The sequence below is a fragment of the Acidovorax cavernicola genome, assembly GCF_003581445.1.
The window spans coordinates 70677-92242 of sequence record NZ_QXMN01000024.1; the positions used below are offsets into that span (position 1 = coordinate 70677).

Below are 21566 nucleotides of genomic sequence, written 5' to 3' on the forward strand. Positions count from 1 at the left end.
AGCGACACGCCCCCACCTTGGAACTGACGGATCTGATTCTTCTTGCACTGGCCGCACTCGCCGTGGTGCAGCTGGTGCTGGTCATCTGGCTGCTGGCCCGCCGGCAGCCCGCACCCGATCACAGCGAGATGCTGGGCGTGCTCGCCGCCATGGGCCGTGCCAACGAGCGCACCGAGCGTGAGCTGCGCCGCGAGATCGGCGACAACGCGCGCGGCGCGCGCCAGGAAACCGCGCAGGCCTTCGCCACCTTCCAGCAATCGCTGGTGCAGCAGGGCGCCGAGGCCACGCGCACGCAGAACGCGCAGCTCGACGCCTTCTCGCTGCAGCTGGCATCGCTGCAGAAAACCTTGGCCGACACGCTGAACACCCAGCTGCAGGGCCTGAGCGAGTCGAACGCGCGCCGCCTCGCCGAGGTGCGCACGACGATGGAAACCCAGCTCGCGCAACTGCAGCAGAACAACACCGCCAAGCTCGACGAGATGCGCAAGACGGTCGACGAAAAGCTGCAAAGCACGCTCGAAGCCCGCCTGGGCGAGAGCTTCAAGCAGGTGGCCGACCGGCTCGAACAGGTGCACAAGGGCCTGGGCGAGATGCAGACGCTGGCCGTGGGGGTCGGCAGTCTGCAGCGTGTGCTGACCAACGTGAAGACGCGCGGCGTGTTCGGTGAGGTGCAGCTCGAGGCGCTGCTCGAACAGGTGCTCACGCCCGAGCAGTTCGCGCGCCAGATCGAGACCAAGCCGCGCAGCGGCCAGCGCGTCGACTTCGCGATCCGCTTTCCGGGGCGCGGCGACGACGGCGCGCCGGTGTGGTTGCCCATCGACGCCAAGTTTCCGCGCGACGACTACGAACGCCTGATCGACGCCCACGAGCGCGCCGATGCGGCCGGTGCCGAGGCTGCGGCCAAGGCGCTCGAAACGCGCATCCGCGTCGAGGCCAAGTCGATCGCCGACAACTACCTCGCGGCGCCGCACACCACCGACTTCGCGATCCTGTTCCTGCCGGTCGAAAGTCTCTATGCCGAGGTGCTGCGCCGTCCGGGGCTGATGGACGCGATGCAGCGCCAGCACCGCGTGACGCTGGCCGGTCCGACCACCTTGCTCGCCATGCTCAACAGCCTGCACATGGGCTTTCGCACGCTGGCGCTGGAGCAGCAGGCTTCGGAGGTCTGGAAGGTATTGGGTGCGGTCAAGACCGAGTTCGGGCGCTACGGTGAATGGATCGAACGCATCAAGGAGCAGATGGCCAAGGCCTCCGACACCATCGACAAGGCGGACACCCGTACCAAGCAAATGCGGCTGGCACTGCGCAAGGTCGAGGCACTGCCCGAAGAGCAATCGCAGGCATTGCTGCCGCCCGTTGCCGACACTGACAGCGAGGGCGACGACACCCCGTGAAAGGTTCTGAACTGCTGCGCGTCATCGGCGCCCAGGTCTGTCTGCACGCCACGATGGCGGGCATGCGGCTCGCCACACCGCTGCTGGCGCTGCAGCAAGGCTACAGCGCAGCGGCCGTCGGCCTGCTGATCGCGCTGTTCGCGCTGACGCAGGTGTTTCTTGCGCTGCCGGCCGGGCGCTTCGCCGACCGGCACGGGCTCAAGCGGCCGCTGTGGCTGTCGGTGATTGCCGCCTCCGGTGGGGCGGGGCTGGCGCTGGTCTTCCCGGTGTTCCCCGTCATGTGCATCGCCGCACTGCTGACCGGCGGCGCCACCGGCGCGACCGTCATCGCGCTGCAGCGCCACGTGGGGCGCTCGGCCACCGACCCGACGCAACTCAAGCGCGTGTTCAGCTGGCTGGCCATTGCGCCCGCTGCGGCGAACTTCGTCGGGCCCTTCCTGGCAGGCTTGCTGATCGACCACGCCGGCCGCGCGCCGGCCGACATGCTGGCCTTTCGCATCTGCTTCGCCGTGATGGCCTTCCTGCCGCTGCTGTGCTGGCTGTTGGCACGCGGCGCACACGAGCCGCCGCGGGTGGCGCCGGCCGCGGGTGCCGCGCCCACGCGGGCCTGGGACCTGCTGCGCGAGCCGATGTTTCGCCGCCTCTTGTTCGTGAACTGGCTGCAGTCGTCGAGCTGGGACGTGCATGCCTTCGTGCTGCCGGTGCTGGGCCACGACCGGGGCATCAGCGCCTCGGTGATCGGCTCGATCCTCGGCGCCTTCGCGATCGCCGCGGCGGTCATTCGCGTGGTGCTGCCGCTGGTGGCATCGCGCGCCTCGGAGCGCAGCGTGATCCTCACATCAACCGTCGTCACGGCGGCCGTGTTCGCGGTCTATCCGCTGCTGGATTCGCCGTGGACCATGGGCATCTGCTCCGTGATCCTGGGCTTTGCGCTCGGCGCGGTGCAGCCGATGGTGATGAGCATGCTGCACCAGATCACGCCGCACGCGCGGCACGGCGAAGCACTGGGGCTGCGGCTCATGACCATCAACGCGTCGAGCGTCGCGATGCCGATGCTGTTCGGCTCGCTCGGCGCGCTCATCGGCATCGCTGGCGTGTTCTGGGTGGTGGGCGGCGTGCTGGCGCTGGGCGCCAAGGCGACCTGGGGATTGAAGCTCTGACGTGCGCGGGCAGGGCGCCTGACGGCGGCCTGAATCCCACGTTGCAAATAACAGTAATTCTCATTTGATTGACAAAATACTGACTCAAAGTCAGTATCGGCGCCTTCTTCGTTCCTGAACCGAAGGCGTCCATGGACTCCCATTCCCCGTCGGCCACTGCCGACGATCCGCGCCGCCGCCTGGCCCTCGTGGCGGCGGTCTACCTCGGCAGTTTCATCGCCACGCTCGACGTGAGCATCGTCAACGTCGCGCTGCCCACGCTGCAGCGCGCGCTCGCGACCGACCTGGCGGGGCTGCAGTGGGTGATCGACATCTATGCGCTGTGCCTGTCGGCCTTCATGCTGTCGGCCGGCCCGATCGGTGACCGCTACGGCCGCAAGCGCGCCTGGCTGGCCGGTGTGGTGGTCTTCACCGTGGGCTCGGCGATGTGCGCGATGGCCTCCGGCCTGCCCATGCTGCTGGCCGGCCGCGCGGTGCAGGGCGTGGCGGGCGCGTTGATGATTCCGGGCGCGCTGTCGTTGCTGGCGCATGCCTTTCCCGAGCCGGCGAGCCGCGCGCGGGTGATCGGCGGCTGGTCGTCGTTCACGGCGCTGTCGCTGATCCTCGGGCCGATGCTCGGTGGTCTGCTGGTGGACCACGCGGGCTGGCAGAGCATCTTTCTCATCAACCTGCCGATCGGTGTGCTGACCGTGGCGCTGGGCGTGTGGGGGCTGCGCGAGTCGTCGCACCCCGAGCACGCGGCGCTCGACCCGGCGGGGCAGGTGCTCAGCGTGCTCTGGCTCGGCGCGCTGACCTACGGGCTCATCGCCGCAGGCGAGCACGGGTGGGGCTCGCGCCACGCGGTGATGGCGCTCGTGGCGGCGGGCGTCGGGCTGGCGTTGTTCCTGGCCGTGGAGGCGCGCGTGGAGCGGCCGTTGCTGCCGCTTGCACTGTTCCGCGACGCGCGCTTTTCGGTCACCAACTTCGCTTCGTTCGTGCTGGGCTTTTCCACCTACGCGAGCCTGTTCTTCTTCTCGCTCTTTCTTCAGCAGGTGCAGGGCTGGTCGGCCAGCGAGACCGGCTGGCGGCTGGTGCCGCAGTTCGTGGCGACCGGCATCGTGGCCTCGCAGTTCGGCCGGCTGGCGCGACGCTTCGAAGTGCACACGCTGATGGTCGCGGGCTACGGGCTGATCGGCGTGGCGATGCTGCTGCTGACGCTGTTCTCGGTCGACACGCCGTATCTGCCGCTGGCGCTGCTCTTCGTGGCTCTCGGCGTGGGCGCGGGCCTTGCCGTGCCGGCCACGAGCACGGCCGTGATGGCCTCGGTGCCCGCGCAGCGTTCGGGCATGGCCTCGGCGACGATGAACGCGTTGCGCCAGGGCGGCATGCTGATCGGCATTGCGCTGCTCGGCACGTTGATGCGCACCCGCGCCACCGCGCTGATGACTGAATCGCTCGCACGCGCCGGCGTGCCCGATGCGTCGCAGGCGGCGGTGGCCGCGGTTTCGCGGCACGACCTCGGCGCGCTCGCGGCGCTCGATGCCACCGCCGCGCAGCGGCTGCTGAGCGATGCGCTCGCGGGTGGCTTCCACGGCGCGATGGCCTGCGCCGGCGTGGCCGGGTTGCTGGCGGCGGGGCTGCTGCTGCGCGTCAGGCCGCGTGCCGCCGCGCTGACGGCCGCCACGCGCGCCTGAGCCCGAGCCGTTTGCCATGCCTGCCGTCCGCCTTCCCTTCCTGCGTCGGGGTGCCCGGCGCCTTTCACACGATCACAAGGAGTCTTTCATGATCCGTCACGAACTCAGTCAATGGCCGCTGGTCATCAGCGTGTCCGCAGGCTTGCAGACGCTGGAGAGCCTGCAGGCCTTCACCGAAGACTGGAACCGCTGGCTCGACCGCGGTGAACCCTTTGTCTCGCTGCGCGTGTTCGCGGATGCCGACGCGCTGGTCCATCCCGAAGGCAGCGCCCAGAGCGCCAAGCAGTGGCTGCAGGCGCGCGGCGCCGACATCCGCCGCCATATGATGGGCATGGCGAGCGTGGTGCCCGCTGACCAGTTCGAGAAGATCAGCAAGATGAACGTCGAGAAGCTCTTCGGCATCCCCGCAAGCACTTTCGCCCGCACCGACGAAGCGCTGGCCTGGCTGCGCGAACGCGTGCTGGCCCCGCGCGGTCTGCGCCTCGATGCAGCGGCAGTGCGCGCCGCCGTCGACGCGGCACGCGCCGGCGCCACGGCCGGCTGAGCGCGACCCGCCCCCCACCATGACTAGCAGCACCCCCGACGACACTTCGACCACCGCACGCCGCCGCACCAAGGCGCCGCAGACCCGCGCCGTCGCGCTGATGGATGCCGCGGAGCAGCTGTTCATCACCAAGGGCATTGCCGCCACCAGCATCGACGACATCGCGGCCGGCGCACAGGTGGCCAAGGGCACCTTCTATCTGTACTTTCCGTCGAAGGAGGCGCTGCTCGGCGCGCTGCAGCAGCGCTTCGTCGACACCTTCTGCGCACGGCTGCAGGAGGCGATGGATCGCCACGCGCCGGGCAAGTACCGCGCGCGGCTCAAGGCCTGGGTGGAAACGGGGCTGGAGACCTACCTCGACAACGTCGCGCTGCACGACGTGGTGTTCCACGAGTACCGGCCCGAAGACCGGCGCATGCGCAACGACAACGTGGTCATCACGCAGCTCGTGACCCTGCTGAAGCAGGGTGATGCCGCAGGCGTGTGGGAGGTCGAGGACGCGACGCTGACGGCCGTGATCCTCTTCAATGCGCTGCATGGCGTGGCCGACGATACCGTGGCGATGGGGCCGCATGCGAACCCCGTGGCCGACCGGCGCCGCCGTGCCCGCGCGCTCACGCGCTTCTTCGAGCAGGCCCTGCGGCCTGACGACGGCGACGACGCCTGATAAAAAGTTGGGGTTTTTCGTGGAACACCGAGGAACCGGCTTTGCCGGGCCTCTGGTGTTGCCCCCGGTAGGGGGAGGGAGAAGCGACACGAAGTGCGCGCAGCCTGGGGGCGAGCTCTACAGCTTGTAAAAGCGCTTGATCGCGTCCCAGGCATCTTCGGGCGCGTCGACGTATTCGAAGAGCTTCACGTCGCCCGGCGAGATCACCCCCTCGTCGACGAGGAAGTCGAAGTCGATCAGCCGCTTCCAGTAGTCGGAGCCGAACAGCACGATCGGCACCGGCTTTGACTTCTTGGTCTGCACCAGCGTGATCACCTCGAACAGCTCGTCGAGCGTGCCGAAGCCGCCCGGGAACGCCACCAGCGCCTTCGCACGCATCATGAAATGCATCTTGCGGATCGCGAAGTAGTGGAACTTGAAGCTCAGCGCCGGCGTGACGTAGGGGTTGGCTTCCTCTTCCATCGGCAGCGCGATGGCCAGGCCGACCGAGAGGCCCCCGGCTTCGTGCGCGCCGCGGTTGGCCGCCTGCATGATGCCGGGGCCGCCGCCGGTGCACACGAAGAGCTTGTCCTGCGGCTCCTTCTTCTCGCTGTACTGCGCGACCAGCTTGCCGAAGGTGCGGGCCTTCTCGTAGTAGTGCGAATTGCGCGCGAGCCGGCGCCAGCGTTCGGCCGCGGTTGTGTCGCCGGCGGCTTCGGCCTGCGCGATCAGCGCGGTGGCCTCGTCTTCGCTGCGAAAGCGGGCGCTGCCGAAGACCACGACCGTGTTCTCGATGCCGTGCGCGCGCTGCTCGAGATCGGGCTTCATCAGCTCGAGCTGCATGCGGATGCCGCGCGTTTCGCGGCGAAGCAGGAACTCGGGATCGGCGAAGGCCAGGCGCGAGGGATCGGGATCGAGAGGCAGGCCCTGGTCGGCGTGGGACTGCAGCGTGGCCCAGGCATCGGCCAGGCGCTTGTCGTGAAGGTTGTGCGTGTTGTTCATGAAGCTGTCGAACGAAATTGACTTGGCATTGTGCGCTGATGCAACCCGTGTGCCCGCCAACGAAAAAGGCTCCTTGCGGAGCCTTCGTCGTGGTGGTGGTCAGCCGGGTGCGAAACCGTTCAGACGCGCTTGCGGTATTCGCCGGTGCGGGTGTCGATTTCGATCTTGTCGCCTTGCGACACGAACAGCGGCACGCCGACTTCGAAGCCGGTGGCGATCTTGGCGGGCTTCATGACCTTGCCCGAGGTGTCGCCCTTGACGGCCGGCTCGGTCCAGGTGATTTCGCGCTCGACGCTGGTCGGCAGTTCGACCGAGATGGCCTTGCCGTCGTAGAACACCACTTCGACAGCCATGCCGTCTTCGAGGTAGTTCAGGGCGTCGCCCATGTTCTCGGCTTCGACTTCGTACTGGTTGTACTCGGCGTCCATGCAGACGTACATCGGGTCGGCGAAGTAGGAGTAGGTGCACTCCTTCTTGTCCAGGACGATCTGGTCGATCTTGTCGTCGGCCTTGAAGACCACTTCGGTGTTGAAGTTGGCGATCAGGCTCTTCATCTTCATGCGCACGGTGGCGCTGTTGCGGCCGCCGCGGCTGTATTCGGTCTTGAGGACGACCATCGGGTCCTTGCCGTGCATGATGACGTTGCCGGCGCGGATTTCTTGAGCGATTTTCATATCAGGTTCTCTGGATGTTGGCCGCTCGGTGCGCGGGGCCCTCGGCGCTGTGTGCCGTCGTATCTGGCCCCGCCGTACATGTCCCGCGGCAGGTTTGGCGAAAGGCTTCCCGGACCAGGGCGGTCAGGGCCGAATTCCGCAAAGCCCGCTATTTTAGCTTTTTCCGGCGACCAGCTGCCGCACAAGATGCCGCAATTGGGCGAGCAGATCGTCCTGCGCAAGCAGCCGGTCGCGTGCCGCACGGGCGGTTTCGCGCCAGGCGTCCAGCGGGCCCGGCGGGGGCAGGGGGCTGTCGCCGAAGCCGTTCCAGGCGTGGTGAAAAAGCCGCAGCGAGGGCGGGGCGCCCAGCCAGTCGAGCCAGGCGTTGAGCTTGACGTGGTGTGCGTCGTCGTCCTGCGGGTAGATCTGCCACACCAGCGGCGCGCCTGCCCATAGCGCGCGCACCAGGGAGTCTTCACCACGGACGAAGTTGAGGTCGCAGGCCCACAACAGGTGGTCGAAATCCGTCTGGCTGAGGTAGGGGAGGTATGAAATTGATAGCGAACCGCCTCCGCCTGGCAGGCGATCCGGCGCTTCGGCGTTCGAAATGCACGCCTGCACGGCGCGCGCAGCCCGGCCCGCGGTGACCAGCAGGCGCGTGGGCACCGGGTCGGCGGCCAACTGGGTGAGCAGGGCGGCGAGCGCAGGCGGCTCGTAACAGAAGAGCGACACCAGGCGCTCACCTTCCTGCCAGGGAATCTGCTGCGCCTCCAGCCAGTGCGCACGGTCGAAGCGTTCCTGGCGCGCCATCAGGTCGGGCTCGCGCAGCAGGCCGCCGGTCGCGGGCGTGAAGCCGGGGTAGAAGAAACGTTTCGTCAAGCCGGCGCCGGGGCCCTTGAACACCGGCGACGGCAGCCGGTGCAGCTTCTCGACATAGGGTTCGGCCGACAGGTACTCGAGGTTGATCCAGGCCTGCGGGCCGCCTTCGGCGGCCGGCGCCTGCGCGAAACGCGCGACGAGTTCCGGTTCCGGGTCGCAGCCGAAGGCTTCGATCAGCACGTGGGGCGCCGAGTCGGCCACGGCGCGGCGCACGGCTTCGGTGTCGGACCAGTCGATCACCTGCACGCCGTCGCAGCCGGCCGGTGCCATCCAGTTCAGCGCTGTCGGGTCGTCGACCCACAGCCGCGCGTGCTCGCCCGCAGACGCCAGCTGGCAGGCCAGGCGCCAGCAGACACCCAGGTCGCCGTGGTTGTCGATGACCTTGCAGAAGATGTCCCATTGCGTGCACGTGCCCATGGCCGCGAGTGTGCCTGTCTTCGCGGTCGCTTCAGCGCAGACGAGAACGCGGCTGCTTGCTATGCTGGCCGGCGCCATAACAACCACCGGAGAGAGCCAGATCATGAGGATGCAGACCCGTCGCCGTTCGTCGTTTTCTTCTTCGCCTTTGCGCACCGCCCGACGCGGCGTGCTGGCGCTCTCGCTGGCCCTGGCCGGCATGGCCGGCGCCCAGGCCCAGACCGCGCCGCTCACCGCGCAGCAGCAGCGCTTCCGCGAGATCTACAAGGAACTGATCGAGATCAACACCACCCACTCGGTGGGCGACAACACCGTCGCGGCGAAGGCCATGGAAAAGCGGCTGGTCGACGCGGGCTTCGCGCCGGGTGACATCCAGATCTTCGAGCCCTTCCCCAAGAAGGGGAACCTGGTGCTGCGCTTCAAGGGCGACGGCAGCAAGAAGCCGCTGCTGCTGTTGGCCCACATCGACGTGGTCGAGGCCCGCCGCGAAGACTGGAAGACCGACCCCTTCAAGCTGCAGGAAACCGGCGGCTACTTCACGGCGCGCGGCGCCATCGACGACAAGGCCATGGCCGCGGCGCTGGTCTCCGTGCTGGGGCAGCTCAAGCAGGAGGGCTTCAAGCCCAAGCGCGACATCATCCTGGCGCTCACGGCCGACGAGGAACGTGGCGACGCCCTGAGCAACGGCGCCTTCTGGCTCATCAACAACAAGCCCGAGCTGCTGCAGGCCGAGTTCGGCATCAACGAAGGCGGCGGCGGCGAACTGCGCGGCGGCAAGCCGAACCTGCACCGCATGCAGGTGGCCGAGAAGATGTACACGACGTACATGCTCGAGGCGCGCGACGTCGGTGGTCACAGCTCGGTGCCGACCAAGACCAACCCGATCTACGCGCTCTCGGCCGGCCTGGAACGCCTGGGCAACTACGCCTTCCCGATCAAGCTCGCGGACGTCACCAAGACCTACTTCGCGCGCAGCGCGCCCTTTGCCACCGGCCAGCTGGCCGACGACATGCGCGCCATCGGTACCGGCAACCCCGACGCCGGCGTGCTCGAGCGCATGACGGCCAACCCGGCCTACAACGCGCAGCTGCGCACCACCTGCGTGGCGACGATGGTGCAGGCCGGCCATGCCGAGAACGCGCTGCCGCAATCGGCCAAGGCGACGGTGAACTGCCGCATCCTGCCGCACGACGATCCCGAGGAAGTCGAGCGCCTGCTGACCCAGGCGGTCGGCAACGACAAGATCGTGGTGCGCAATATGGGCAAGCCGTTGCGCAGCCCGGCCTCGCCGCTCAACGGCGATCTCGTGAAGACCGTGGAAACGCTGACGCAGCAGATGTGGCCCGGCGTGCCCGTGGTGCCCGCCATGAGCACTGGCGCCACCGACAGCCGCTTCTTGCGCAACGCCGGCATTCCGATGTACGGCGTGACCGGCATGTTCCTCGAACCGTCCGACGCCCGTGCGCACGGGCTGGACGAGCGCATCGAGATCCAGCGCCTGTACGACGGGCGCGAGTTCCTGTATCGGCTGGTGTCGGAAGTCGCGAAATAGGCGATCCTGCAGGGAGAAGCGCGGGCACGGCCCGCGCCACAATAGCCGCCATGTCCGACGTGCATTCCGATCAATTGCTCAGCGAAGTCGCGGCCCTGCCGCAGTTGCCGGGCGTCTACCGCTACTTCGACGCGGCCGGCGCCGTGCTGTACGTGGGCAAGGCGCGCAACCTCAAGAAGCGGGTCGCCAACTACTTCCAGAAGAGCCATGGGGGCACCCGCATCGGCCACATGATCTCGAAGATCGCGCGCATGGAGACCACCGTGGTGCGCTCCGAGGCCGAGGCGCTGCTGCTCGAGAACAACCTCATCAAGACGCTCAAGCCGCGCTACAACATCCTGTTTCGCGACGACAAGAGCTACCCCTACCTGAAGATCGCCTCGCACGCCTTTCCGCGGCTGGCCTACTACCGCGGCGCGGTCGACAAGAAGCACCGCTACTTCGGGCCGTACCCGAGCGCCTGGGCGGTGAAGGAATCGATCCAGCTGCTGCAGAAGGTGTTCCGCCTGCGCACCTGCGAGGACACGGTGTACGCCAACCGTACGCGGCCCTGCCTGCTGTACCAGATCAAGCGCTGCACCGCCCCCTGCGTCGGGCACATCACGCCCGAGGCCTATGCGCAGGACGTGGCGAGCGCCGAGGCCTTCCTGCTGGGCGACACGCAGGGCGTGCTCTCCAAGCTGGAGCAGCGCATGACGGCGCACGCCGAGAAGCTCGAGTTCGAGCAGGCGGCCGAGCTGCGCAACCAGATGTCGGCGATCTCGCGCGTGCTGCATCAGCAGTCGATCGAGGTGGTGTCCGACAAGGACGTCGACATCCTCGCGGTCAAGGTGCAGGGCGGCAAGGCCTGCGTCAACCTAGCCATGGTGCGCGGCGGTCGTCACCTGGGCGACCGTGCCTACTTTCCGGTGCACGTGGACGACGCGGCGCAGATCCACCACGGCGAGCTTGACGCCGAAGAGGGCGCCGCGCCGATGGCCGCCGACCCGATCGAGGTGCAGGTGCTCGAAGCCTTCATCGCGCAGCACTACATCGACGTGCCCGTGCCCGCCACGCTGGTGCTGGGCCAGCAGGTAAGCCGGGCGCTGATCGAGGCCATCTCGCAGCAGGCCGGTGCGCGCGTGACGGCCGTGTTCCAGCCGCGTGAACAGCGTCGCCACTGGCTCGAGATGGCCGAGACCAACGCCGGCCTGCAGCTGGCGCGGTTGCTGGCCGAAGAGGGATCGCAGCAGGCGCGCACCCGTGCGCTGGCCGATGCGCTGGAGCTGGTGTCGGACGACCTCGACGCCCTGCGCGTCGAGTGCTTCGACATCTCGCACACGGCGGGCGAGGCCACGCAGGCGTCGTGCGTGGTGTTCGCGCACCACACGATGCAGAACCGCGAGTACCGGCGCTACAACATCGAAGGCATCACGCCCGGCGACGACTACGCCGCCATGCGCCAGGTGCTGCACCGCCGCTACGGCAAGCTGGCCGAGGCGCTGGCGGCCGAGACGCAGGCGCTGGCCCCGGGCGACGCGGAGAGCGAAGGCGTGGAAGAGGCCGAGGCTGCAGCGCCCAAGACTCCGGCCGCGCGCATGCCCGACCTGGTGCTGGTCGACGGCGGCAAGGGCCAGGTGTCGATGGCGCGCGAGGTGTTCAGCGAACTGGGCCTGCCGCTGTCGCTGATCGTCGGCGTCGAGAAGGGCGAGGGCCGCAAGGTCGGGCTCGAGGAGCTGGTGTTTGCCGACGGCCGCGAGAAGGTCTACCTCGGCAAGGATTCGGCCGCCCTGATGCTGGTGGCCCAGATCCGCGACGAGGCGCACCGTTTCGCCATCACCGGCATGCGGGCCAAGCGCGCCAAGGTGCGCGTGGGCGGCAGCCAGCTCGAAGACATCCCGGGCATCGGCCCGAAGCGCCGGGCGCGCCTGCTGCAGCGTTTCGGCGGCATCCGCGGCGTGGCGGCGGCGAGCGTGGAAGACCTCGCTTCGGTCGAAGGCATCGCCACCGAACTGGCCGAGGAAATCTATCGCGCGCTGCGCTGAAGACGGGATTGCCCCCGTCCTTCCGGCGCTTCACGCGTGCATGACACAATCGCCCGCATGTTCTGGACCCTTCCGACCATCATGACCTGGACGCGCATCGTCGCGATTCCGTTGATCGTCGGCGTTTTCTACCTGCCGATCAGCGAACCGACGCGCAACCTGATCGCCACGGTGATGTTCATCGTGTTCGCCGCCACCGACTGGCTCGACGGCTACCTGGCGCGCAAGCTCAATCAGACTTCGGCCTTCGGCGCCTTTCTCGATCCGGTGGCCGACAAGTTCCTTGTCTGTGCCTCGCTGCTGGTGCTGGTGCACCTGAACCGGGCCGACGTGTTCGTGGCGCTGATCATCATCGGTCGCGAGATCGCCATCTCGGCATTGCGCGAATGGATGGCTCAGATCGGCGCCAGCAAGAGCGTGGCGGTCCACATGATCGGCAAGGTCAAGACGACCGTGCAGATGGTCGCCATTCCATTCCTGCTGTACGACGGGCGCCTGTTCAAGGTCATCGACACGGGCCTGTGGGGCCAGTGGCTGATCTGGATCTCGGCGGTGCTGACGATCTGGTCGATGGTCTATTACCTGCAAAAGGCCATTCCCGAGATCCGGGCCCGGACCAAATGACCGCGGCCGCCTCGGCCCGCAACGCAGGCTGGCTGCGGGCGATGCCGGCGGTCTTCGTGCTGATCTGGAGCACGGGTTTCATCGTTGCGCGCTATGGCATGCCCTACGCGCCGCCCCTCAAGTTCCTGGCCGTGCGCTTCGCGCTGTCGCTGCTGTGCTTCGGTGCATGGGTCGCGGTCGCGCGGGTCGGGTGGCCGAAGCGGCGTGCGCAGTGGGGACACCTGGCTGTCACTGGCGTGCTGATGCAGGCCGGCTACCTCGGCGGCGTCTGGGCCGCGGTACATGCCGGCATGGGCGCCGGCCTCGTTGCGCTGCTGGTGGGTATCCAGCCGGTGCTCACGGCGATCTGGCTGTCTTTCAGCGGCGGGCGGATTTCGGGGCGGCAGTGGGCCGGGCTCGCCCTGGGTTTCGCCGGGCTGGTGCTCGTGGTGTCGCGCAAGCTGGGGCAGGGCACCGAGGTCAATGTGCTGACGATGGGGCTGGCCGTGATGGCGCTGCTGTCGATCACGGCGGGGACGCTGTACCAGAAGCGTTTCGTCGCGCCCTGCGACGTGCGCAGCGCGAGCGCGGTGCAGATGGCCGCCGCGCTGCTCGTGACCCTGCCCTTCGCAGCGCTCGAGGCGCAAGCCATCGAATGGAACACGCATTCGATCGGCGCGATGGCGTGGTCGGTGCTCGCGCTGTCGCTGGGCGGCAGCTCGCTGCTCTATATGTTGATCCAGCGCGGAACGGCCACGGCCGTCACCAGCCTGCTGTATCTCGTGCCGCCCTGTACCGCGCTGATGGCCTGGCTGCTCTTTGCGGAACCGATCACCTGGACCACGGTGCTGGGCATCGGCCTGACGGCCGTCGGCGTGAGCCTCGTGGTGCGCGCCGAGCGCTGAACTTTCTTTCAGCGTCCGCTCGGCTTGAGCGGTTTCCAGGGCTCCGAGCGGAACTGCTCGACGAGGTGGTCGACCAGCAGACGCACGCGGCGCGGCGTCTTCGGTCGCCAGGGCGCGACCCAGTGGATGTCGGCGTCGGGCATGCCGTACTGCGGCAGCACGCGCACCAGTTCGCCGCTCGCGAGCTGCGGCGCGATGTCCCAGAGGCTGCGCAGCATGACGCCGTGGCCCGCAAGGCACCAGTCGCGCACCATTTCTCCTGAATTGCTGGTCAGTGGGCCCTGCACCCGCACGCGCGCCGTGCTGCCGTCGCGCGCATGGCGCAGCGTCCAGAGCGCGAACTGGCGTGATTGCGCGGCATCGCCGTTCTCGCGCGCGATCAGGCAGTCGTGCGTGGCCAGCGCTTCGACCGTGGCAGGCGTTCCGCGACGTGCGAGGTAGTCGGGTGAGGCCGCCAGCACGCGCTGGTTGCGCGCGATGCGGCGCGTGGTCCAGTCGGCGGCGCGGTGCTGCTGCACCGCCCACAGCCAGACCGCGCCGTCGTAGCCTTCGGCGCCGAGGTCGGGCAACTGCTCGGTCAGCAGCAGCTCGACCTGCAGGCCGGGGTGTTGCGCCTGGAAATCCGCGAGCGCCGGGCCCAGCCAGCGCCGGCCGAAGCCGAAGGTGGCGGCGAGGCGAACCGTGCCGATCAGTGCGTTCTGACGCTCGCCGAGTTCGCTTTCGAGCGTTGCGAAGCCTTCGAGCAACGTGCGCGCATGCAGGCACACGGCCTCGCCTTCGGCCGTGACGCTGAGCCGCCGCGTGGTGCGGTCGAACAGCCGCTGCCCGAGTCGGGCCTCCAATGCACCGAGCCGCTTCGTGACGACCGAAGGCACCACGTCGAGCGTGGCGGCCGCACCGGCCAGGCTGCCCTGGTCGCGGATGGCCAGCACCAGTTCGAGATCGCTGCGTTCCATCGCGTGGGAATTCATGCCAAAACGGAAAGTATGAATTGGCTGATTGTTGCTTGATGGCTGCCAGGGTGCAACGCACAATCGCGGCGTGACGGCCTCTTTCCTCGACTTCCCCCGCTTCGACATCGCCCGCGATGGCGTGCGCATCCATGGTCGCATCGGCGGACAGGGCGAGCCCTTGCTGCTGTTGCATGGCCATCCGCAGACGCATGCGATCTGGCACCGCGTGGCACCCGCGCTGGCCGAGCGCTTCACGGTGGTCGCCGTCGATCTGCGCGGCTACGGCGACTCGGGCCGTCCGGCGGCCGACGCCGAGCATGCGGTCTACAGCAAGCGGGAGATGGCGCGCGACGCGCTGGCCGCCATGCGTCACCACGGCTTCGAGCGTTTCGCCGTGCTTGCGCACGACCGCGGCGCGCGCGTGGCGCACCGGCTCGCGGCTGACCATCCCGGCGCGGTCGGACGCATGCTGCTGCTCGACATTGCACCGACGCTGGCGATGTACGAACACACCTCCGAGGCGTTTGCCAAGGCCTACTGGCACTGGTTCTTCCTGATCCAGCCGCCGCCGTTGCCCGAGGCGCTGATCGCCTCCGACCCGGTGCGTTACGTGCGCAGCGTGATGGGCGGGCGGCACGCGGGGCTCGCGCCGTTCGCGCCCGAGGTGCTGGCCGAGTACGAGCGTTGCGTCGCCATTCCCGGCACCGCCGAAGCCATCTGCGAGGACTACCGCGCTTCCGCCACCATCGACCTCGCGCACGACCGCGCGGACATCGCCGCCGGTCGCCGCCTCGCACAACCGTTGCGCGTGCTGTGGGGCGAACATGGCGCGGTCGGACGCGCGTTCGATGTGCTGTCGCTGTGGCGCGAGCGGGCCGACAAGGTGTCGGGCCGCGCTTTGCCCTGCGGCCACTACATCCCCGAAGAAGCGCCGCAGGCCCTGCTGACCGAGGCGCTGGACTTTTTCGTTTCCCCTGAACACCCTGGAGCCAACCCATGAGCACCCACAGAATCGCAGTCATCGCCGGCGACGGCATCGGCAAGGAGGTCATGCCCGAAGGGCTGCGCGTGCTCGATGCTGCGGCGCGCAAATTCGGCATCGACCTGAAGTTCGATCACTTCGATTTCTCGAGCTGGGACTACTGCGAGAAGCACGGCCAGATGCTGCCCGACAACTGGAAAGACCAGATCGGCGGCCACGACGCCATCTTCTTCGGCGCGGTCGGCTGGCCCGAGAAGATTCCCGATCACGTGTCGCTGTGGGGCTCGCTGCTCATGTTCCGCCGTGAGTTCGACCAGTACATCAACCTGCGCCCCGCGCGCCTGATGCCCGGCATCGTCGCGCCCGTGGTGCGCCGCGACGGCACGCCGCGCGAGCCCGGCGAGATCGACATGTACATCGTGCGCGAGAACACCGAGGGCGAGTACTCGAGCATCGGCGGGCGCATGTACCAGGGCACGCCGCGCGAGATCGTGGTGCAGGAAACCGTGATGTCGCGCGTGGGCGTCGACCGCGTACTGAAGTTCGCGTTCGAGCTCGCACAGTCGCGGCCGAAGAAACATCTGACCAGCGCCACCAAGTCGAACGGCATCTCGATCACCATGCCCTACTGGGACGAGCGCGTGGTGGAGATGGCCAAGGGCTATCCGGGCATCACGCTCGACAAGTTCCACATCGACATCCTCACGGCGCACTTCGTGCAGCGGCCCGACTTCTTCGATGTGGTGGTGGCGAGCAACCTGTTCGGCGACATCCTGTCGGACCTCGGCCCGGCCTGCACGGGCACCATCGGCATCGCGCCGAGCGCCAATCTCAACCCCGAGCGCACCACGCCTTCGCTGTTCGAGCCGGTGCACGGCTCGGCGCCGGACATCGCCGGCAAGGGCATCGCCAACCCGATCGGCCAGATCTGGTGCGGCGCGATGATGCTGGAGTTTCTCGGCCACAAGGACGCGCACGACGCGATCCTGGCGACCATCGAGAAGGTGCTCGCGCCCCAAAGCGGCGCACCGCGGACCCCGGACATCGGCGGTCGGGCGGGTACCAGCGACCTCGGAAAGGCAATTGCCGAGGCCCTTTGAAAAGTACGTCGCGAAACGCCCCTAAAATCGCGCGCTCCGCTGATCTTCAGAGGCGTGTGTCTTATTGACACCCCGCAGACCAGTGGTTGTAATCCTCGCTGGCAGTGTGCTGCCGAGGCGTCAGGCCTGCCATGTTCTTGAGTCGCACCCTTCGCGGCCAGGTCGCAGCTGACGAAAGCCGACCAACTTTTTTTCTACAAGGGGCCCTTGTGAACAAGACCGAACTGATTGAGCACATCGCAAAGAACGCCGATATTTCCAAAGCTGCAGCGACCCGTGCGCTCGAATCCACCATTGGCGCCATTCGTACCACGCTCAAGAAGGGCGGCTCCGTGTCGCTCGTCGGTTTCGGCACTTTCGCAGTCGGCAAACGTGCAGCCCGCACCGGCCGGAATCCCCGCACCGGCGACGCGATTAAAATCAAGGCAGCCAAGATCCCGAAGTTCCGTCCCGGCAAGGCGCTCAAAGACGCGCTGAACTGAGGCTGTAGACTCGGAGAGTATTTCAGGTGGGGTGCTTAGCTCAGTTGGTAGAGCGGCGCCCTTACAAGGCGTAGGTCGGGGGTTCGAGCCCCTCAGCACCCACCACCACCCGATGCAAAGGCGAACACCGGTTCGCCTTTTTTATTGCCGTCCGGCGCCCGTCGAAAAAGAGTGTTCAAGCATGTTTGATACCTTCCGCAAGTACAACAAAGTCGTGATGATTTTCTTGTTCTTGCTGATCATTCCCTCGTTCGTCTTCTTCGGCGTCGAGCGTTACCAGGGACTCGGCGGCGACGAGAAGGTGGCCCGCATCCAGGGCCACGACATCACGAAGCCCGAGTGGGACCAGCAGCACCGCGTCGAGACGGACCGCATTCGCCAGCAGTCGCCCAACGTCGATCCGACGCTGCTCGACTCCGATGCATTGCGCTACGCCACGCTGGAACGCATGGTGCGTGATCGCGTGCTGGCGGCCGCGGCGGTCAGGTCCAACGTGTCGGTGTCTGAAGACCGCCTCTCGCGCATGTTCGCGCAGGACGCGGGCCTGGCCGCATTCCGCACGGCCGATGGCAAGTTTGATCGCGAAGCCTTCCTGCGTGCCACCGGCCGTACGCCCGAACAGTACGAAGCCTCGGTGCGCGCCGACATGGCCTCGCAGCAGGTGCTGCTGGGCGTGACGGGCACGAGCTTTGCCCCCGCGGCACTGACCGCGGCCACGGTGAATGCCTTCTACGACCGCCGTGAGATCCAGGTGGCACGCTTCGCACCCGAGAGCTTTGCGTCGAAAGTGACGGTCAGCGACGCCGACATCGAGACCTACTACAAGGACCACACGGCGCAGTTCCAGGCGCCGGAGCAGGCCAGCATCGAGTACCTCGTGCTCGACCTCGAGGCCGCGAAGAAGAACATCGTCGCGAACGAAGCCGACCTCAAGACCTATTACGAACAGAACACCGCGCGCTTCGGCACCAAGGAAGAGCGCCGTGCGAGCCACATTCTGATCACGGCACCGGCCAGCATGTCCAGCGGCGACCGCGCCAAGGCGAAGGCCAAGGCCGAACAGCTGCTGGCCGACGTGAAGAAGGCGCCTGCCACCTTCGCCGACGTCGCGCGCAAGAACTCGCAAGACCCCGGCTCGGCCGAGAAGGGCGGCGACCTCGACTTCGTCACGCGCGGCGCGATGGTCAAGCCTTTCGAAGACGCGATGTTCGCGCTCAAGAAGGGCGACATCAGCGACCTCGTCGAGACCGAGTTCGGCTATCACATCATCCAGCTGACCGACATCAAGCCGGCTGTGGTGCCGCCTTTCGAGAAGGTGCGTGCGACCATCGAGAGCGAAGTGCGCGCCCAGCAGGCCACGCAAGAATTCGCGAAGGCTGCGGAAATTTTCACGGATACGGTGTATCAGCAGCCCGAGAGCCTCAAGCCGGCCGCCGAGAAGCTGAAGCTCACGATCCAGACCGCCACTAACGTGCCGCGTACGCCCGCACCGGGCGCCACCGGCCCGCTCGCGAGCCGCAATTTCCTGCAGGCGCTGTATGCGTCCGACTCGCTCGATCGCAAGCAGAACACCGAAGCCATCGAAGTCGGTCCGAACCAGCTCGCATCGGGCCGCGTGACGCAGTACACGGCCGCGCATCCGATCCCGCTGGCCGAGGTGAAGGACAAGATCCGCGCGCAGCTCATCACCGAGCGCGCCGCCGCACTTGCCAAGACCGAAGGCGAAGCCAAGCTCGCGGCTTGGAAGGTCAAGGCGGACGGCGCCACCTTTGGCGCGCCCGTCACGGTGTCGCGTATTGACGCGCAGTCGCAACCCGTGCCGGTGATCGATGCCGCGCTGCGCGCCGACGGCGCCAAGCTGCCCGCATTGCTCGGCGTGGACCTGGGCACGCAGGGCTACGCCGTGGTCCGTGTGACCAAGGTGGTGCCGCGCACTCCGCCGACGGCAGAGCAGGCACAGCAGGAAAGCATGCAGATCGCCCAGTCGGTGACTGCCGCCGAGGCCGCTGCCTACTATGAACTGCTGAAGCAGCGCTTCAAGGTGGAGATCCTGGTGCCGAAGCCGGCCGACACGCTGCCGACCGCAGCCGCCGCTCGCTGATACAGGCGCATTCGCAAGCGACTGCTCGCAACACAAGCCCGGGTCCGACGACCCGGGCTTTTTTTTGGTCGCACGAGGGACAAGCGACAACCAAGCTTCTTGCCAGAATCCGGCGCATGGGAACCCTCTACCTTGTGCGCCACGGGCAGGCCAGTTTCGGTGCTGCCGACTATGACAACCTGAGCGAACTCGGACACCGGCAGTCCGTGCGCCTCGGTGAATACTGGCGTGAGCGTGGCATGCGTTTCGATGCCGTCATCACCGGCACGCTGAAACGCCACAAGCAGACTTGGGAGGGCATCGCTCAAGGATTGGGGCTGTCGCGAGACGATGTGCTGCCGTGGCCGGGGCTCAACGAGTACGACAGCGAAGCCGTCATCGCGACAGTGCACCAGGGCAAGCTCGAGAAGCCCGATTCGCCCGAGATGTACCGCCATCACTTTCGTCTGTTGCGCGACGGACTCGGCGCGTGGATGCAGGGGCGGACGGCGCCGGTCGGGATGCCGAGCTACGTGGACTTCCTGGCCGGCGTGACCACGGCGCTGGACCATGTGCGCGAACGTCATCACGGCGCGAAGGTGCTGGTGGTGTCGAGCGGCGGGCCTATCAGCACCGCGGTGGGCCATGTGCTGGGCACCAGCGCCGAGACGACCATCGAACTCAACCTGCGCATCCGCAACAGCTCGGTGACCGAGTTCGCCTTCACGCCGAAGCGGCACATGCTCGTGACCTACAACACCTTGCCGCATCTTGACGGCCCGGCGTACGAGGACTGGATCACGTACTCCTGAGCGGCGCGGCGTTTCAGGCCTGCCAGACGCCGTACCCGGCGCGGCGCAGGGCGATGCCCAGGTCGACCTCCATCAGTCGCGCATCGTCATACGGCATCGGGTTGTGGTGTTCGTAGAGCGCGGGCAACAGCCGCAGGCCGAACTCCAGCACGAAGCGGTTGGCCTGGATGCCGGCCTTGTGCTTGTCGAAACGGATGTCGGGGTCCAGGCCGGTCATGCCGACATAGACGAAGGGCTTGCCGAGTTGGTAGTCGGGGTTGGCGCGCCGAAAGCGGCCGTTGTTCCAGACGCGATCATCGAGTTCGACCACGTAGACGTGGTGACGGGCGCGTGGCTTGCGGGGCATCGACGGGAAGCCTCGCGAGGCAGGCTGAAGAAGTGTGGAGTTCAGGCCGCTGAAAGCGCCGGCCGCGTTGCGCGGCACGGCGGCAGGGGCATCAGCTCTTGCGCTTGATGAGACCGTAGAGAACCAGCAGCACGATCGCACCCAGCACGGAGGCGATGAAGCCGGCGCCCTGGCCCGCGGTGTACCAGCCCATTGCCTGGCCCAGATAGGTCACGCCGAGCGAACCTGCAATGCCGATCAGCGTGGTGACGATGAAGCCGGCGGAGTCGTCGCCCGGCTTGACGGCCCGCGCCACGAGGCCCACGACGAACCCGATCAGGATGGTCCAGACGATGCTCATGAAGAAGTTCCTTTGATGAAGTGAAGTGGCGCAAGCGAGGCCCGGCCGGGCTGCTCGCAATCATGATAGCGGAGCCCTCCGCACGGCGGTATCGGTCAGGCACAACGGACAGCGGAGCGCGAAATTGTGCCGATGGGGCAGGGCGCGCGTGTTGCGGCATGTCGTCACGTGCAGCCGCCGAGGCGGCGGGATGCGCGTCGATGTGGCATTTCGACGTCTTTGGTGATCACGAACGCGAAAGCCGCTGTTTTTAACGCTACAATCAGAGGCTCTACGGTGGCTGTAGCTCAGTTGGTAGAGTCCCAGATTGTGATTCTGGTCGTCGTGGGTTCGAGTCCCATCAGCCACCCCAAAAAATATCGCCCTTCCGCTATTTTCAATAGCACCCAAGGGATTCCAACGCCGGGCTTGCCCGGCGTTGTCATTTCTGGCTTCGCCGTCGCTTCAAGCGCCAGGTTGCAAGCAGCATTCGTCCTCTCTCCAGATTCCGATTTGAAAGTGCCCAAAATGGTGCACTCGTGTTGCGCGCTGTTGCATTCAGGCAATGCGCCCGCATTTTTTCGATCGAAAAGGCGCTTGTGGCAAAAGCGGTTTGAATTAGAATTCAGCCGTTTTCAATTCTCAGGAGTCCAACAATGGCTTCGTCACTCGCCGATATCAATTCCCAGATCCAGAAGCACGACGAGCAGATTGCCCAATTGCGCAAGCAGGCCGAAGACCTGCGTAACCAGGAACGGGCCGGCGTGATCGAAGAAGTGCGCAGGAAGATTGCGGAATATGGTTTGACCGCTTCCGATCTGAAGTTGGGTGGTGGTCGTGCCGCCGCAACCAAGCGCAGTGCAGGTCCTGCAGCCGCCAAGGCCGCCGCCAAATACCGCGGCCCGACGGGCGAAACCTGGTCCGGTGGCCGCGGCCGCAAGCCGCGCTGGGTCACGGAAGCCCTGGCAGCCGGCAAGTCGCTCTCGGATTACGAGATCAAGTAAGTGCCAGCAAGATCGATTGGACATCCGCCCAATAAA

21 protein-coding genes and 2 tRNA genes are annotated in these 21566 nt (G+C 66.9%); 17 read left to right on the forward strand and 6 right to left on the reverse strand.

The genetic code is table 11. From position 1 onward, the window contains the following. The first annotated feature begins 23 nt into the window (after positions 1 to 23). From D3H34_RS18950 to D3H34_RS18970, 5 genes are all read left to right on the forward strand, one after another. Complete coding sequence (locus tag D3H34_RS18950) at positions 24 to 1394, forward strand: DNA recombination protein RmuC (protein WP_119555824.1); 1371 nt, start codon at positions 24 to 26, stop codon at positions 1392 to 1394. Continuing rightward, positions 1391 to 2554: an MFS transporter gene (locus D3H34_RS18955; RefSeq protein WP_119555789.1), complete on the forward strand. Its 1164-nt coding sequence runs from the start codon at positions 1391 to 1393 to the stop codon at positions 2552 to 2554. The genes D3H34_RS18950 and D3H34_RS18955 overlap by 4 nt, the downstream gene beginning before the upstream one ends. 131 nt (positions 2555 to 2685) lie before the next feature. Further along, complete coding sequence (locus D3H34_RS18960) at positions 2686 to 4227, forward strand: MFS transporter (RefSeq protein WP_119555791.1); 1542 nt, start codon at positions 2686 to 2688, stop codon at positions 4225 to 4227. An 88-nt stretch (positions 4228 to 4315) separates the two neighbouring features. Beyond that, on the forward strand, positions 4316 to 4771 hold the full coding sequence (locus D3H34_RS18965) for a hypothetical protein (protein ID WP_119555793.1): 456 nt from the start codon (positions 4316 to 4318) through the stop codon (positions 4769 to 4771). A 19-nt stretch (positions 4772 to 4790) separates the two neighbouring features. After that, positions 4791 to 5438, forward strand: a complete 648-nt coding sequence (locus tag D3H34_RS18970; RefSeq protein ID WP_119555795.1) for a TetR/AcrR family transcriptional regulator — start codon at positions 4791 to 4793, stop codon at positions 5436 to 5438. A gap of 117 nt (positions 5439 to 5555) precedes the next feature. Here the strand turns inward: D3H34_RS18970 and D3H34_RS18975 are convergent, their stop codons facing one another. The 3 genes from D3H34_RS18975 to earP all read right to left on the reverse strand — a co-directional run bounded on the left by D3H34_RS18975 (position 5556) and on the right by earP (position 8368). Then, on the reverse strand, positions 5556 to 6419 hold the full coding sequence (locus D3H34_RS18975) for an LOG family protein (protein WP_119555825.1): 864 nt from the start codon (positions 6417 to 6419) through the stop codon (positions 5556 to 5558). A gap of 119 nt (positions 6420 to 6538) precedes the next feature. Beyond that, on the reverse strand, positions 6539 to 7093 hold the full coding sequence (efp, locus tag D3H34_RS18980) for an elongation factor P (protein WP_062479082.1): 555 nt from the start codon (positions 7091 to 7093) through the stop codon (positions 6539 to 6541). A 153-nt stretch (positions 7094 to 7246) separates the two neighbouring features. Beyond that, positions 7247 to 8368 (reverse strand): elongation factor P maturation arginine rhamnosyltransferase EarP, encoded by a 1122-nt coding sequence (gene earP, locus D3H34_RS18985; RefSeq protein WP_205736761.1) that lies wholly within the window; start codon positions 8366 to 8368, stop codon positions 7247 to 7249. Positions 8369 to 8471: 103 nt separating this feature from the next. Between earP and D3H34_RS18990 the strand changes: the two genes are divergently transcribed. From D3H34_RS18990 to D3H34_RS19005, 4 genes are read left to right on the forward strand one after another with little or no spacing between them, the layout of a single operon-like run. Next, the gene (locus D3H34_RS18990) at positions 8472 to 9920 is read left to right on the forward strand and encodes a M20/M25/M40 family metallo-hydrolase (RefSeq protein ID WP_119555799.1); all 1449 of its coding nucleotides are present in this window, start codon (positions 8472 to 8474) and stop codon (positions 9918 to 9920) included. 50 nt (positions 9921 to 9970) lie between these two features. Further along, entirely contained in the window at positions 9971 to 11944 is a 1974-nt protein-coding gene (gene uvrC / locus D3H34_RS18995; RefSeq protein WP_119555800.1) for an excinuclease ABC subunit UvrC, read from the forward strand. Between the two features lie 57 nt (positions 11945 to 12001). Then, positions 12002 to 12568: a CDP-diacylglycerol--glycerol-3-phosphate 3-phosphatidyltransferase gene (pgsA, locus tag D3H34_RS19000; RefSeq protein WP_119555801.1), complete on the forward strand. Its 567-nt coding sequence runs from the start codon at positions 12002 to 12004 to the stop codon at positions 12566 to 12568. Continuing rightward, entirely contained in the window at positions 12565 to 13452 is an 888-nt protein-coding gene (locus tag D3H34_RS19005; RefSeq protein ID WP_119555802.1) for a DMT family transporter, read from the forward strand. Before pgsA ends, D3H34_RS19005 begins: the two co-directional genes overlap by 4 nt. 8 nt (positions 13453 to 13460) lie before the next feature. Here the strand turns inward: D3H34_RS19005 and D3H34_RS19010 are convergent, their stop codons facing one another. Then, positions 13461 to 14423, reverse strand: coding sequence for a LysR substrate-binding domain-containing protein (locus D3H34_RS19010; RefSeq protein ID WP_119555803.1), 963 nt, complete (start codon positions 14421 to 14423; stop codon positions 13461 to 13463). A 70-nt stretch (positions 14424 to 14493) separates the two neighbouring features. On the opposite strand from D3H34_RS19010, the gene D3H34_RS19015 reads away from it, so the two are divergent. The 6 genes from D3H34_RS19015 to D3H34_RS19040 all read left to right on the forward strand — a co-directional run bounded on the left by D3H34_RS19015 (position 14494) and on the right by D3H34_RS19040 (position 19861). Continuing rightward, positions 14494 to 15405, forward strand: coding sequence for an alpha/beta fold hydrolase (locus D3H34_RS19015; protein WP_119555804.1), 912 nt, complete (start codon positions 14494 to 14496; stop codon positions 15403 to 15405). After that, complete coding sequence (locus tag D3H34_RS19020; protein ID WP_119555805.1) at positions 15402 to 16487, forward strand: tartrate dehydrogenase; 1086 nt, start codon at positions 15402 to 15404, stop codon at positions 16485 to 16487. Before D3H34_RS19015 ends, D3H34_RS19020 begins: the two co-directional genes overlap by 4 nt. A gap of 209 nt (positions 16488 to 16696) precedes the next feature. Continuing rightward, complete coding sequence (locus D3H34_RS19025) at positions 16697 to 16969, forward strand: HU family DNA-binding protein (RefSeq protein ID WP_007830705.1); 273 nt, start codon at positions 16697 to 16699, stop codon at positions 16967 to 16969. Between the two features lie 29 nt (positions 16970 to 16998). Then, positions 16999 to 17074 (forward strand) — tRNA-Val (locus tag D3H34_RS19030). Between the two features lie 76 nt (positions 17075 to 17150). Continuing rightward, positions 17151 to 19070, forward strand: a complete 1920-nt coding sequence (locus D3H34_RS19035) for a SurA N-terminal domain-containing protein (protein WP_119555806.1) — start codon at positions 17151 to 17153, stop codon at positions 19068 to 19070. 116 nt (positions 19071 to 19186) lie between these two features. Next, on the forward strand, positions 19187 to 19861 hold the full coding sequence (locus tag D3H34_RS19040; protein ID WP_119555807.1) for a histidine phosphatase family protein: 675 nt from the start codon (positions 19187 to 19189) through the stop codon (positions 19859 to 19861). Positions 19862 to 19874: 13 nt separating this feature from the next. On the opposite strand, the gene D3H34_RS19045 is transcribed toward D3H34_RS19040, so the two are convergent. Together D3H34_RS19045 and D3H34_RS19050 are read right to left on the reverse strand one after the other, a co-directional pair. Next, positions 19875 to 20207, reverse strand: a complete 333-nt coding sequence (locus D3H34_RS19045) for a hypothetical protein (RefSeq protein WP_119555826.1) — start codon at positions 20205 to 20207, stop codon at positions 19875 to 19877. Between the two features lie 91 nt (positions 20208 to 20298). Then, on the reverse strand, positions 20299 to 20547 hold the full coding sequence (locus tag D3H34_RS19050) for a GlsB/YeaQ/YmgE family stress response membrane protein (RefSeq protein WP_119555808.1): 249 nt from the start codon (positions 20545 to 20547) through the stop codon (positions 20299 to 20301). A 276-nt stretch (positions 20548 to 20823) separates the two neighbouring features. Here D3H34_RS19050 and D3H34_RS19055 point away from each other — a divergent pair. Together D3H34_RS19055 and D3H34_RS19060 are read left to right on the forward strand one after the other, a co-directional pair. Next, positions 20824 to 20899 (forward strand) — tRNA-His (locus D3H34_RS19055). Positions 20900 to 21182: 283 nt separating this feature from the next. Continuing rightward, positions 21183 to 21530 carry an H-NS histone family protein gene (locus tag D3H34_RS19060; RefSeq protein WP_056583066.1) on the forward strand — a complete coding sequence of 116 codons (348 nt, stop codon included), beginning with the start codon at positions 21183 to 21185 and terminating at the stop codon, positions 21528 to 21530. The last annotated feature ends 36 nt before the right edge of the window (positions 21531 to 21566 follow it).